Raw genomic sequence first — 13,178 nt, forward strand, 5'->3', positions numbered from 1 at the left:
TAGGGTTCTCCCTCTATCACTATGCGGCCACCTTGCCGCCTTCCTACCAAATCGTGTAAATCTATTCATAACGATTTAAGCTATCGATCTTCTGATCGCCGTATTGTCGATCCCAGTTCGACTCGAAAAGGAACAAATTCCCCGTGTCGAATTTCTCCACACAACGCCGGTTGAGTTCATTATTGGCCCGATTGATGATCATCTGCTCGAGGCTGAAATTGAGCGGGGCATGGAGCATCAGGTCATGCATCAGCAACATGCTCGGCTCAATTTGAACGCGCTTGGCGATGGCGTTGCCAATCCGCTGGAACAGCAAGTCCCCACCATCGAAGTTTTTGTCAAAGACGTCATCGAGGATCTGGCCAAAAGGCGATGTGAGGATTTCCTGTGGGAGCTGACCCAGCTCAATAATCTTGAGCTGGCCGCTGGCCACGACCAACCAATGCCAGGTCGCCAACTGCAGGTAGGCCAGGATAGGGTTCTCCTCATTTAACGGCAGATCCCTGGGCCAGTCAGCGACAAAGAAACCAACGCCACGGTTGAACGGCTGAACCAGATGGTCGGCTATTTCCTGCCTGAAGAATTCACAACAGATACGGCGTGCCGAGGCGTAAGCGTCATGGTGCAGTCGTTCCGTGGGGAGATGCCGTAAATTCATGATCGCTCGTTCGACCAGCATGCTGGTGGATCGGGTGCGGCCACTTTCTTCCCGGTCCCGTTGCAATCCCTCCAACCAAGCCTCCCGGCGCCGCATGAGATCCTTCTGCTCTGGCGTTAGCTCAGGTCCTTCCGGATTTTCCGCTTTATGTTTTTGCCAAACCTCCAGATTGGCTCTGGTGTTGGCCTCCTCCTCCTCATCAGTTAGTTCACGGAATTTGGGCCGATAGTGAGTTTTGCCGTCTTCATCGATGTACAAATCCTCATCCGGCACCAATCCACGTAAAGCCTCGTCATCTTCCAGTTCAGTGTTCGCAATCTGCATGAGGGGATCGTCCGCGAAATACTCCGGCCGATCATCTGGGTCCTCTTCCGTCTCTTCCAGAAGGAAGGAGATGTCCGGGGTATCGCTGGGTGGTGTCTGCTCCAGTGCTTTAGGTGGCTCAACCTTGGGTTTCGATGGTGATGACGGCTTGGGTGCTGATGATGATTTAGGCGTACTTGGCTTGGTCGTCGATTGTGGCGGTTCGATCTCGCCAGTACCGGCATCATCATGGGCCTTGAAGGGCTTGTATTCGCGTTTTTCGGGCAGCTGGCCGGTCTCGAACACGAATTCCAGCCCGGCCTTGGCGCGCTCAATCCCTTGAGTATCGTTACTGCCCAGTTCCCGGGCGACCTCCTTAAACAGCCGGTCGTAGGACCAGTCATCCAGCGTCTTTACGCGCTGATCCAGTTTTTTGAGAATCCCCTGAAACAGAGGATCCCAATCATCGGTTTCGCCGGCGTCTTCCCACAGCATGGATGCGGCTTCATGAAGTTTACTGATGGCATCAACCTGTCGGGGGCCCAAGCCTAACGATAGGGTTTTAACTAAGGCGTGCTGAAGCTGTTCTGAGGTATATTTGAAGCGGGCGATATCGGCTCGAGTTATTTTTTTAATACCTTCGTCTTTCAGGTAATTAATCAGTTCTCTCGGCCCGTACGGAATACCTGTATCCTCTTCGAGAATCAATTTCAGTTTCATGACTGAAGAGGCACGATCAAAAAAAGTGATGTCACCTTTGACTTCGTTTTCAGCCATGTGGCTTGTGTACGTATCGGCTTCGGATTTCCAAGCTTTGTAACGACAGTGAATCTGCAAAAATCGTTCATCTGCCGATTCTTCGAATATCTCCAGGATGATCTCCACGCGAGTATTGGCACCCCTGGCCGGGATGAATTGAGTCGGGGGCATACCGGGGCGCTGTGTAACTGACAGAACCTCTTGGAGGCCTTGAGTCAAAAGCTGGGTCTTGATCGAGTCATATTCTCGATTTCGTACCCGACGGGGGTTTCGGTCATAGGGGGTGAGTTGAGTAGGATGCAGGATCAGTGTGTCTCCATCCTGTGGAATCAGGTTGCTTTGCGTTTCGTTGGAAAAATTACCGACTAAAACCTTGTCCAGTAACTCCTCTTGAGTGGGCTGTTTCTTGCTCATTTCGACGTCCCCTGAGAATGTGCTTGTGCGGTATCCGACAGATGAGGCCAAAGCTCAGTGACGAGATCACACATGATTTCGCGTGCATGGGGATCCATACGGGATACTGGCGTTTGAGCCGTACAGGCCTCTCGGTAGACAACGCGTTCGGGCACCAGGGTTGAAAGAAACCGAACTGGAATTCGGTATTGTTCCCATGCCATGGAGGTTAGAATCTTTGCGTAATTACGACTGTCGTTAGTTCGGTCAACCCGGTAGACCAAACCAAAGAGGTTACCGATGGGGATCCCGAGGTCCTTTAGGGGTGCTAAGTCTTGCATGAGCTGCACAGCACCGCGGGTAAACCCCCGGGTGTCCATCAGTCTGGGGGGAACCGGTGAAAGCAACATATCACCGGCTATCACGGCTGCCTGAAGCAACGAAGTCATTGCGCCCTGGCTGTCAATGATGATGATGTCGTAGTTATGTGTGGCCTTTCGTAAGGTGGCTCTCAGGCGCGTTCGACCATCGGGGGTTTGTTGAATCCAGGTGGATAGTTTTCCAGTTGGGTCATCTGAGATCACCACATCCAGACGATCGATAGAAGATTTTGAGATGAATTGATCCAGCTCTATACTGCCACTGGATGTGTATGGCATCTGTACTAGGCCTGTGAGGCCCTGGGGGGCTCGCTGTACAATGGCATAGTAGCTGGATGCGGTAGGCTGGGTATCGCCATCAATGAGCAAAACCCGTTGTCCAAGATCGGCCAGAAGGCCGGCAAGATTGGCAGCTATTGTGGTCTTACCCACACCGCCTTTGGGATTACAAACTGTCAATATAGTACCGTGCATATCGATTTTCTCACTGTTATAAGGCCAGAGAAAAACCAAAATCTAATGCACTGGAAATATCTAAGTTATCAATATTTTACATACTAATTCTCGACGACTGTAATATACATTATGAACATATATGCAATTTGCTAATTCAGGAGAATATAGTTAATTATATTTATTAAGTATGTTCTATATATCCCTGTTTTTTAATGTATATTTTAATGCCTTATACGTCAGAGCTATGATCCCTCATTCCAAAACCACATGACATGGTACCAGAGCAATAATAACGTCACGCTACGCAAAATCTACCATTATCCCCTGACACGAAGTGTCTACATTTCACGTAGGAGTACGTCCATAGAGGCTCTAAACATCTGTTATACAAGGAATATAAAGTTGCGGATTTTAATTGGGTGTTGGTCTGTTATTACACGGAATGGATGGTCTGGAGGCCACTATTCTGGGTTTCTGTCTTTATCGATTACAGCTATCAAGCTATTGCATCGCCGTCTGCTGTAAAGAAGTGTAGCCGTTCCGGGTCGAAGCTTAATTGGATGCTATTCCCTGTTTCATAAAGTGCTGGGCCAGGCAAGCGAGCGACCTGTGTTTTCTGATCCCTACCAGGTACTACGCATGATGCCGTGAAATATACCAGACATTCGTGTCCTAGCGACTCGACACTTTCTACGGTCACCTCGGCACCCGAAGTCGATGTTGAAAACATTTCCGGACGCAGGCCCGCCAACATTGGTCCTTCCATGTACTCTGACAGTGAGGGTTTACGTGCCAACAACGGCTCGAATGGGATCTGCCAAGCACCGGCGGCGAGTTGAAGCATCCCAGTATCTCTGTTCAGCGTCGCATCAAAGATGTTCATGCCAGGATTACCCAGGAAGACCGCGACAAAAGTGTTGGCAGGATGGTCATAGAGTTCCTGCGGTGGTCCTACCTGTTGTAGTTTTCCCGCGTTGAGTATCGCTATGCGGTCGCCCAATGTCATTGCTTCAACCTGATCGTGAGTGACGTAGATCGTCGTGACTCCCGAGCTTTTTTGCAGACGGATGATCTCCGTACGAATCTGAGTACGTAGCTTGGCATCCAGGTTGGAGAGTGGCTCATCCATGAGGAACACCTGTGGTTGACGCACCATGGCACGCCCCATAGCGACCCGCTGGCGTTGACCACCTGATAACTGCCGAGGCCGCTTTTCCAGTAGATCCGTGAGTGTCAACAAGTGGGCGGCATCCTCAACCCGCCGGGCTATTTCGGACTTGGACAGCTTCATCATCCGCAGGGGGAACTCAAGATTTCGGCGTACGGTCATGTGTGGGTAGAGCGCGTAATTTTGAAACACCATCGCAATATCACGGTGTTGTGGTGAACACTCGTTCACAAGCCTGCCACCGATCAACAGCTCACCATTGGTCACTGCTTCTAATCCTGCCAACAGCCGTAAGGCTGTCGACTTACCACAACCCGACGGCCCCACCAGCACCATCATCTCCCCATCTTCGACTGCTAGACTGAACTTCTCGAGGGCTTTTGTGCCCTCTTCAAAGATCTTATCAACATGTCGATATTCAACGTCGGCCATAGCGCCCTACCCCCCTTACCCTTTTATACCGGTGTGGGCAACACCGCGAACGAACCAACGCTGAAACAGCAGGAACACCACCAGAATTGGTAGCACCATCATCACACCGAAAGCTAAGATATCCCCCCATTGCAGTGGCGGCAGGCTATGAAATGTGGCAATGGCCAACGGTAATGGTCGCACGGTCTCGCTGCTGGTAACCATCAGCGGCCAGAGAAAGGCGCCCCACTGGGAAAGGAAGGTCAATATTGCAACGGTTGCGAAAACCGGCTTGGCATTGGGCAGAATAATACTGAAATAGGTGCGTAGCACTCCAGCGCCATCGATACGCGCCGCCTCCTCTAGTTCGCGCGGCAGACCGATGAAATAGGTGTAGAACAGATAGACGGAGAATGCATTAGCGATGAACGGCAAGATCTGCACTATATACGTATCACGCCAACCGACCAGCGACACCATGTAGAAAAGGGGCACGGCAATAGCCTCGAGGGGAATAATCATCACCGCTAACACCAGACCGAATAGTAGTTCACGCCCGCGCCATAGTAGACGGGCAAAGGCGTATCCGGCCAGGGAATTCACCAACAGCCCCGCTCCCACGATCATCCCGTTGATGAACAGGGAGTTAAGCAGGTAGCGGGCAAAGTCCACGCGGGCAAACACATCCCGATAATTATCCAGCGTCACCCCGGCAGGCCAGAAGGCACGCCAATCCCCCGCCTCCACTAAAACCCGGGCATCCGGCTTCAAACTGCCGGCCAGCATGAAACCAATTGGGCTGATAAACAGCAGCCCAAAGAGCAAAAGGCACAAATAAATCATTGGGAGGAACGAACGGTGCGTCATGTCACCTCCCGTTCCTGGCGAGCGACTCGGCGTTGCAGCCAGGTGATCAACAACACCACCAGAAACAAGATCACGGTCATGGCTGCGCCTCGCGCCACCTGTTGACGCGCAAAGGCGGCTTCTACCGTTTCAAACATCACAGTGGTGGAAGCATCATAAGGACCACCTTGGGTCATGATCTGCACCTGATCGAATAACCGGAAGGCAAGAATGGTGGTCACCAGCACGACGAAGATCAACGTATTGCGAAGTTGAGGCAGCGTGATATGCCAGAATTGCTGCCGACGGCCGGCGCCGTCAATAGCGGCGGCTTCGTAGAGCTCCGCTGGAACGGCCTGTAGGCCGGCAAGCAGGATGACCATCTGGAAGCCGGTACCCTGCCAGATCGAGGTCAACATGATCGCCGGCAACGCAAAGTACGGATCATGAAGGAAATCACGTGGGGTCCAGCTACCTAAGCTGACCAGATCCAGAAAAGCGTTCATCATTCCATTGGGTCCCGGTGCGAAAATCAATACCCAGACAACGGCTACTAATGAAAGTGGGAACACTACGGGCATGAAGAACAAAGTGCGGAACCATGTGGTGCCGTAGAAGCGTCGATTGAGCAGTAATGCCAGAACAAGCGCCAAGACAGTCTGCAACGGCACCACCACGACCACGAACACCAGATTATTCAGCAGGGCGCGAACGAAAGAAGGGTCGGAAAAGATACGGCGATACTGCTCGAACCCCATCCATTCGAGGGGTAGTGGCGAACCGAGTCGGAGGTTGGTAAAGCTGAGCGCCACAGCGAACAGAAATGGCACCGCAACAAACAGCAACAAGCCTACTAGTGCCGGGGCACTCATAAAGGCGGCGGTAAAATTCCGACTATCCAATAACGGTTGTCTCATAATCGGCACGATCTGGTTGGCGACCTCTGTTCAATCCACCTGAGGATAACCTTTGTTATCACGAATGTCCTGATCGATCTCAGCCGCCGCCTTATCCAGCGCGTTTTGTATGTCACCACCGTTTCGTATATCGATGAAAGCCTGTTGAAAAGCCGATGTAATGACTGGATAAGCAGGCGTTTGTGGACGTGGTACGGAAAATCCCCCTTGCAACTGCCGGGTAAACAGTTGCAGCGGCCCTTTGTCGCCATACAATGGCGAGCGAGCGATGGCCGTGCGAGTGGCCGGTACTGCCCCATTGGCTGCAGCCATCACGAGGACCTCGTTTGGCTGGAGCAGAAACTCGAGCAATCGTACGACTGCCTGAGGATTTTTGCTGTGCTTTGTGATACCCCATACCCAAGAACCCTGGCCTGTGCGCGAACCCTTGCCAAGGTCAGGCAGCGGTAAAAGGGCAAGATCGCTACCCAGCGCTTCTGCATAGCGAGAGTATTCCCAGTGTCCGGCCCACGAAAGTGCAACACGGCCGCTGACAAAGGCAGCATCATCCACATTGCTATCTATGTAGCCACGGGTAAACCAGTGCTGCAGAGCCTTCATGGCCCTTACCGATTGAGGACTATTCAGAACCCCCTCCGCAGATTGATAGTCGTTGCGATCGATAAGATCTCCCCCGGCTGATTGCAGTAATGGGGAGAAAGCATAGGTAAACCATTCGCCTGAATAGTTAAGCTTCAGGTCCAATACCCTACCGTCAGAATCACGAGAGGCGAGTGCTGCCAGCACAGTGGCAAATTCGTCGCCTGTCCAGGCATTATCAGGCCCGGATGGAATTTGTACACCGGAATCCTTGAGTGCACTCCGCCTTGCATATAGTCCTAGTCCGGAGTCAAAAGTGCCAACAGCGTAAAATTTGCCAAGATAATGGCCCTGCTTTTGAATTGACGGCAGAAGTTCTTCCTGCAACTTCGCGCTTAGCAACTTATCCAAAGGTTCCAAGTGACCTTGCCAGACATAGTTGTAGAGAAAGGGACCGTCAAATTCAAGCATATCAGGCAGTTCGCCAGCGACTGCAGCTGCTTGCACCTGAGCATTGTAGGACTGCTCAGGGATAAATGTAAGCTGGACTTGTATCTCTGTCTGTAAGCTATTAAAACGTTTTACTTGTTGTTCAAGCACCTTTCTTTCAGCTGCCTGACCTGCATGTGCCCAGACCATGAGTACAGTCAGGTCAGGCGACTGATGATCCTGCTGATCACTGCAGCCTATGACTAGCGCCAATGAGCCGATCAAAAGATATTTCCACATAGCCTCAATAGTCCATTTTTTTATCACTGTTAATGAGTTGTGCAACCTCAGGGTATCAGACGTTGGCAATCGTTTCATGAATGCATGATATATTCATTTATGGTCATCGCATTTCGGGGATTTCACCCTAACCCGATCCTGGAGGAGTCTGGACAGTCGGCTGGAGCGCCTTAAAACGAGGTCATAGCGGATTTAAAACAGAGACAATAAATTGTGGATGAGATCGGCAATTTGAGAGCCTGTCATTGCTAGTTCGTCTCTCAAGAATAGTAGATTGATTAGAGAAAAGACTACGCCACTACACAGATGTCCACCAGGTGACCCGGAAGGTGTGATTACCCCTCCCATCTTGATCCTGTTAAGACACAATAGCTTGTGTTCAAGGGTATCTATTTGATCAAGCATCTCATAGGCAAACACATTGTGTGAATATTTTTTATATGTTGTCTCCCAAGAAGATACGGTGATAAGTTCGTCAACCACTATAGGTTTTAACACCCCAGAGCAGCCCTGGTGAAACCTCGCAAAATACGTCCATTCCGAGCCTCATCAGGCTTTACTTCACTTGCCAGTAATGTGATGGTTTTACTGCAGCATCAAGCGATTACCGTGCCCACAAGACAAATTGGTTCATAAAATACGTGCCAATTCTTTGTCTCTTAAACCCGGCTAGATTCATGAAGATACCGCCACCGATTAGGTCTACGCTCGGACCGTAGTACCCATCTTGCTCTAAGCAGACCATGAAAGGATAGTGAAATTATTTTGTGATCAGTTGAAACATCGGTAAAATATCGCCTTTTCCAAATTCCAACTTTTATGGATATGTGATCTAGCATGACTAACTTACTTGTAGAACAGCACGATGAACTTGTTGTTGAAATGGCCAAATTCTATCTGGAAAATATGGAGAAAGAGTTAGGCAAGAAATATGTCGATAACAGCCACGAGGTTAATGCCAGTCTCTCTGATTCTCAATACAGTGAATTAAAGGGTAAATATGACATAACCGACTTCGAATTTGCTGACCTCTATAATGAGTTCCAGAAGATGAAGCCAACCAAGCACTTAAAATCCACACTGGATGCTTTTGCTGCCTCTGGTGGAAATGTGGATATTGAGCCTGTTTTTGATGAAAAACAACAAAAACTGAATATCTCCATCAGTTTCTCAATCAAGGACCAAACCTATGAAACAATCGAAGGTCTGAGCACCCTGGAAGAGATCATATTAAAGATGAACGCCATGATTCAGATCGATAATGTTCTTTCAGGCGCTGATCCTAATGTAGAACCGACATTCTAGATTTAATCCAAAAATAGCCCTTTTTTATCGTGTGCTACGTAAAATCCACCACGCTTACCTTTGTTAAGTCAACTGGATTTCACGTAGACACGCTCTTCCATCTCAGTCAGTGCATCTTTACAAGTTGGATTCCATCACTTTATTTAGTTTTAACATTATCCAACCGAAAAGAAGTTACCTTCCGGAAAGTATCGCAAACCACCTTCAGGTGAACCTCCACTGAAAGCACTAGTGAAGAACTCATTGACTTTCTCATTTTTCTCAGCCGGCTTGGCAAATGGCGCATGCGAGAATCTGACCCAGGATGCATCGGTAAAATTGATGTAATGGGCATCACGACTCGATAGATTGCGTACATAGTGACCAAGCCGGGCCAACTGTTCCGATCCGGCCTTTGCTCGTGAGGCGCGCAAGGCATAGTCGTTCTCATTTATAGTGACATAGAGACGGTTACGAAATCGGATCTGATCAACCCAATGGTCATGTTCAAGGTTGTTGGCATCCGCCTGGCACAAAATGACATTATCAAAGAGTAGGTGGTTGCCTTCATTGCTTGTACTTTTAATCACCTGCTTGAGTAGATAGTTACCCATACTGTGAAACATGGCGTTGACGGTGAATGGACACTCTTTTTCCAGCAGACGAACATAGAGATCCTCACATTGTGCGGCATTCTCCCGATGCTTCTTTTTAGCCATCTCGTAGAGTTCCAGCCTTCTCGCTTCTGTAAGCAGCTTGAAATAACGAAAACTGATTGCCAGGACACGATCCAAGGCACCGGCGGATGCACGTGCATCTCGCTTGTCTGATTTATAGTTCAAGACACCGGAAACACCACCACCGTTGGCTGGCCAAGAGAATGTGAATACTTCAACACCGTAATGCTTTTCCAGATAGCTGGCAGTCTCTATCACATCCTGCAGGTCATTGTTGAAACCATGGATGAAGAAAAGGATATGACGACGATTTTTACGCGCTCTTCGGGTAAGCTCACAGGCAACTCGTAGGCTGGCATAGTGTGGCTCACTGGTATTTACAGTTAAGCGGAACTCTTTTTTTAACTTTTCAACTTCAGCTTTCTTAAGTTCGTCATTAAGATAGTTAACAGACCAGCCCGTTCCTTTCTTTTTAACTTCAGCCAAACGCAGCTCATTGGGGCCTTTTGCATTCGGCCTTTTACCAAACTGATCGAGGCCGTTTGCATTCTGAATCACTTCACGATTGGTCACGACAAACATCCTGATATCCTCTTCATGTTCGTTGTTATTTTTTCCTGATTAGCTGTATCCAGTATAGCTGTTTAGAAACTTTGCTATTGGTAAAAAATCACTAACTTGACCGTATGCGTTTTCTTACCACCTCCAATCTTTAAGACTGACTTTATCTCACCGTATTTCAGTTAGGTATGGCTACCCTGCCCTTTACTTTTAGTGGTCCAAAAATTCTCTCATCGCAAAGTAGTTGTTTGTGTTTCATGCATACCGAAGCTTGAGCCCTGAAGGGGGTTTGAAAGTGCGAGACCTGACAATGTCGGTGGGATCAATTTCAATTTACGGGGATTACCGGCAAGGTTCCGAAAGTGGAATTCCAGCTTTGACAGTTTCCGCAAGTCAATCGTTGAAATGTGTGTTCGACTCAATACTTTTTGATAATGTTATGTTATAACATTTTAAATTGTTTTATCAGGAGATCAAAGCGCCATGACCAAGACCAATCAGGGACTCATTTTTCTTTCCTGCTCACTGTTAGCCGCTTCCAACCAGCTCCAAGCGGCTGATTCAGACCACGAACAGCATCAAGCCCATGTCCATGGCGAAGCGCAGTTGCTGATTGCCCTGGACGGCTCAACCCTTGAACTCGAGTTTCAGTCTCCTGCAATGAATATTGTGGGTTTTGAGCATCAACCGAAAACCGAGAATCAGGTCAAGGCGGTAGAGGCCGCAATAGAGACCCTGAAACAGGCCGATCTGATATTCACCCTCTCTTCAGCCGCCCAATGCAATCCTGTGTCGATCGAAGTGAAGTCTCCCCTGTCCAAGAATGACGGGCACGGCCACACTGATGACCATGACCATGAGCACGAAGTAGAGAGCCATAGTGACTTCACCGCGCATTACAGTTTTCGATGTGAGCAACCCTCACGGCTGGATAAGATTGAATTTGACCTCTTTAAACGCTTTCCAGGTACAGAACAGCTTGAGGTACAGAGTATTTCTAAAAAGGGGCAGCAGAAGATAGACTTAACTCCCGGAAACAGTACCCTGGAATTCTGAGATATTTGATGCCGCAAACCGCTGCCATACTGTTAAAAGATCTTCGTTTTGGTTGGCGTAAGAACCTGCCTGAGGTACTGCACATACCGGAACTTGAAGTACCCCGTGGCGAGCGAATCTTCATTGGAGGCGCCAGTGGTAGCGGCAAGAGCACCCTGTTGGCGCTACTCGCCGGGGTCAATCTGCCAACCCGTGGTGAGGTGACGGTCCTCGGTGAGACGATCAACCGTCTCAGCGGCGCCAGGCGGGACCATTTCCGCTCCGATCACATCGGATTTGTCTTCCAGCTGTTCAATCTCATCCCCTACCTGTCCGTGTTGGAGAATGTCACCCTGCCCTGCCGTTTCTCACAGCTACGCAGGCAGAAGGCCACCGAATCGGGTGGCGATCTTCATTCCGAAGCGATGCGCCTGCTGACGCACCTGGATATGGCCCACGAGAGTCTCATCCATCGCCCGGTGACTGAACTGAGTGTCGGACAACAGCAACGGGTTGCTACGGCCCGAGCCTTGATCGGCGCCCCAGAGATCATCATCGCCGATGAACCCACCTCCGCCCTCGACAGCGATATGCGACAGGCCTTTCTAAGGTTGTTGTTCCAGGAGTGTGACGAGACCGGATCGACCCTGCTGTTTGTCAGCCACGATCGACAGCTCGCGTCCCTGTTCGAGCGCCATATCGCGCTGGATGAGCTCAACCAGGCCGATCAGGAGGGGCGGTGATGGCGATCCTTTCACTTGCCTTCAAAAGCCTGTTCAATCGCCGATACACGGCCGGGCTGATCCTGATCAGCATCGCCCTGAGTGTCTCACTTCTGCTGGCTGTCGAGCGTTTACGGGTGGAATCACGCAACAGCTTTGCGCACACCATTTCTGGCACGGATCTGGTGGTTGGCGCCCGCAGTGGCTCGATCAACCTGTTGCTCTACTCGATATTCCGTATCGGTGATGCCACCAACAACATCTCCTGGAAGAGCTATCAAAAGTTTGCCGAACACGATCTGGTGAAGTGGACCATTCCCATCTCTCTGGGGGATTCGCACAAGGGTTATCGGGTGATGGGCACCAATCAGGACTATTTTCGATATTACAAATATGGCCACAAAAAAAGCCTGACCCTCAACCAGGGACAGCCTTTCAAACAGGTCTATCAAGCCGTATTGGGACAGGAGGTGGCCCGCAAGCTCGGCTATCAAGTCGGTGAGAAGATCGTCATCGCCCACGGTGCCGGCAAGACCAGTTTCACACGGCATGATGACAAACCGTTCGAGGTGGTGGGCATACTCGAACCCACCGGCACACCGGTCGATCGTACCGTCCATGTTCCCCTGGAAGGCATTGAGGCGATCCATAAAGACTGGATAGCCGGGAGACAGGTTGCCGGGCTTCAGATCAGTGCCGAGGAGGCGCTGGAAAAGAATCTGACACCGAAGGTGATCACCGCCTTTCTGGTAGGACTGAAAAGTAAAATCGCCACCTTTCGGATTCAGCGTGAGATCAACGATTACCGTAAGGAACCTCTGCTGGCAATCCTCCCTGGGGTGGCGCTGCAGCAACTCTGGGACATGATGGGAGTGGCAGAGAATGCACTACTGGTCGTCACGGTCCTGGTGGTGTTTGTGGGCCTGATCGGAATGCTCACTGTGATGCTTGCCGGTCTCAATGAGCGGCGCCGGGAGATGGCGATACTGCGTTCGGTGGGGGCCCGCCCGGGCCATATCCTGCTACTGGTCACCGGCGAGAGCCTGTTGCTTAGCCTGCTCGGGATCGCGCTTGGCTTGCTGCTGCTCTATACCGGCCTGCTACTCGGACAGCCTGCCATCGAAAGTCGCTATGGCTTACACTTGCCAATCGGCATTCCCGCACTGCGGGAGTGGATTATCCTGGGCCTGATTGGAACTTCCAGTTTGATCATTGGCCTAATTCCCGGTTATCGTGCCTATCGCTACTCCTTATCAGATGGTATGAGCATGCGTATCTGACATGTTGTTAACTATCTGAT

Annotated in this window: 11 protein-coding genes; 4 read left to right on the forward strand and 7 right to left on the reverse strand. The window is 50.2% G+C overall.

Annotated elements, in window-relative coordinates:
• Positions 1-61: 61 nt before the first annotated feature.
• The 6 genes from AC4IE8_RS06255 to AC4IE8_RS06280 form a co-directional block, all read right to left on the reverse strand.
• Positions 62-2,134, reverse strand: coding sequence for a ParB family protein (locus AC4IE8_RS06255; protein WP_490777400.1), 2,073 nt, complete (start codon positions 2,132-2,134; stop codon positions 62-64).
• A complete protein-coding gene (locus tag AC4IE8_RS06260) occupies positions 2,131-2,967 on the reverse strand; it encodes a ParA family protein (protein ID WP_490790572.1) in 837 nt (278 codons plus the stop codon). The genes AC4IE8_RS06255 and AC4IE8_RS06260 overlap by 4 nt, the downstream gene beginning before the upstream one ends.
• A gap of 478 nt (positions 2,968-3,445) precedes the next feature.
• Positions 3,446-4,549 carry an ABC transporter ATP-binding protein gene (locus AC4IE8_RS06265; protein ID WP_490790573.1) on the reverse strand — a complete coding sequence of 368 codons (1,104 nt, stop codon included), beginning with the start codon at positions 4,547-4,549 and terminating at the stop codon, positions 3,446-3,448.
• A gap of 15 nt (positions 4,550-4,564) precedes the next feature.
• Positions 4,565-5,395 (reverse strand): carbohydrate ABC transporter permease, encoded by an 831-nt coding sequence (locus tag AC4IE8_RS06270; protein ID WP_490790574.1) that lies wholly within the window; start codon positions 5,393-5,395, stop codon positions 4,565-4,567.
• Positions 5,392-6,276: a carbohydrate ABC transporter permease gene (locus tag AC4IE8_RS06275; RefSeq protein ID WP_490790575.1), complete on the reverse strand. Its 885-nt coding sequence runs from the start codon at positions 6,274-6,276 to the stop codon at positions 5,392-5,394. The genes AC4IE8_RS06270 and AC4IE8_RS06275 overlap by 4 nt, the downstream gene beginning before the upstream one ends.
• A 45-nt stretch (positions 6,277-6,321) precedes the next feature.
• The gene (locus AC4IE8_RS06280; RefSeq protein ID WP_490790576.1) at positions 6,322-7,677 is read right to left on the reverse strand and encodes a sugar ABC transporter substrate-binding protein; all 1,356 of its coding nucleotides are present in this window, start codon (positions 7,675-7,677) and stop codon (positions 6,322-6,324) included.
• Between the two features lie 759 nt (positions 7,678-8,436).
• Between AC4IE8_RS06280 and AC4IE8_RS06285 the strand changes: the two genes are divergently transcribed.
• Positions 8,437-8,904 carry a hypothetical protein gene (locus tag AC4IE8_RS06285; RefSeq protein WP_490790577.1) on the forward strand — a complete coding sequence of 156 codons (468 nt, stop codon included), beginning with the start codon at positions 8,437-8,439 and terminating at the stop codon, positions 8,902-8,904.
• Positions 8,905-9,059: 155 nt separating this feature from the next.
• Here AC4IE8_RS06285 and AC4IE8_RS06290 read toward each other — a convergent pair whose 3' ends face one another.
• A complete protein-coding gene (locus AC4IE8_RS06290; protein WP_490790578.1) occupies positions 9,060-10,133 on the reverse strand; it encodes an alpha/beta hydrolase in 1,074 nt (357 codons plus the stop codon).
• A gap of 471 nt (positions 10,134-10,604) precedes the next feature.
• Here AC4IE8_RS06290 and AC4IE8_RS06295 point away from each other — a divergent pair, with 471 nt between their 5' ends.
• Genes AC4IE8_RS06295 through AC4IE8_RS06305 form a run of 3 tightly spaced genes read left to right on the forward strand, consistent with a single transcriptional unit; the run spans position 10,605 to position 13,158 of the window.
• Positions 10,605-11,177, forward strand: coding sequence for a DUF2796 domain-containing protein (locus tag AC4IE8_RS06295; RefSeq protein WP_083226243.1), 573 nt, complete (start codon positions 10,605-10,607; stop codon positions 11,175-11,177).
• An 8-nt stretch (positions 11,178-11,185) separates the two neighbouring features.
• Positions 11,186-11,899 carry an ABC transporter ATP-binding protein gene (locus tag AC4IE8_RS06300; RefSeq protein WP_068995038.1) on the forward strand — a complete coding sequence of 238 codons (714 nt, stop codon included), beginning with the start codon at positions 11,186-11,188 and terminating at the stop codon, positions 11,897-11,899.
• On the forward strand, positions 11,899-13,158 hold the full coding sequence (locus AC4IE8_RS06305; protein WP_068995039.1) for an ABC transporter permease: 1,260 nt from the start codon (positions 11,899-11,901) through the stop codon (positions 13,156-13,158). Before AC4IE8_RS06300 ends, AC4IE8_RS06305 begins: the two co-directional genes overlap by 1 nt.
• Positions 13,159-13,178: the final 20 nt, after the last annotated feature.

The organism is Candidatus Thiodiazotropha sp. AKAK2 (assembly GCF_058244685.1).

Bases quoted from the DNA above. Each gene is read 5' to 3' on its own strand.
- AC4IE8_RS06305 (WP_068995039.1), top strand. From the start codon at position 11,899: ATGGCGATCCTTTCACTTGCCTTCAAAAGCCTGTTCAATCGCCGATAC.
- AC4IE8_RS06300 (WP_068995038.1), top strand. From the start codon at position 11,186: ATGCCGCAAACCGCTGCCATACTGTTAAAAGATCTTCGTTTTGGTTGG.
- AC4IE8_RS06270 (WP_490790574.1), bottom strand. From the start codon at position 5,395: ATGACGCACCGTTCGTTCCTCCCAATGATTTATTTGTGCCTTTTGCTC.
- AC4IE8_RS06255 (WP_490777400.1), bottom strand. From the start codon at position 2,134: ATGAGCAAGAAACAGCCCACTCAAGAGGAGTTACTGGACAAGGTTTTA.
- AC4IE8_RS06295 (WP_083226243.1), top strand. From the start codon at position 10,605: ATGACCAAGACCAATCAGGGACTCATTTTTCTTTCCTGCTCACTGTTA.
- AC4IE8_RS06285 (WP_490790577.1), top strand. From the start codon at position 8,437: ATGACTAACTTACTTGTAGAACAGCACGATGAACTTGTTGTTGAAATG.
- AC4IE8_RS06265 (WP_490790573.1), bottom strand. From the start codon at position 4,549: ATGGCCGACGTTGAATATCGACATGTTGATAAGATCTTTGAAGAGGGC.
- AC4IE8_RS06280 (WP_490790576.1), bottom strand. From the start codon at position 7,677: ATGAAACGATTGCCAACGTCTGATACCCTGAGGTTGCACAACTCATTA.
- AC4IE8_RS06260 (WP_490790572.1), bottom strand. From the start codon at position 2,967: ATGCACGGTACTATATTGACAGTTTGTAATCCCAAAGGCGGTGTGGGT.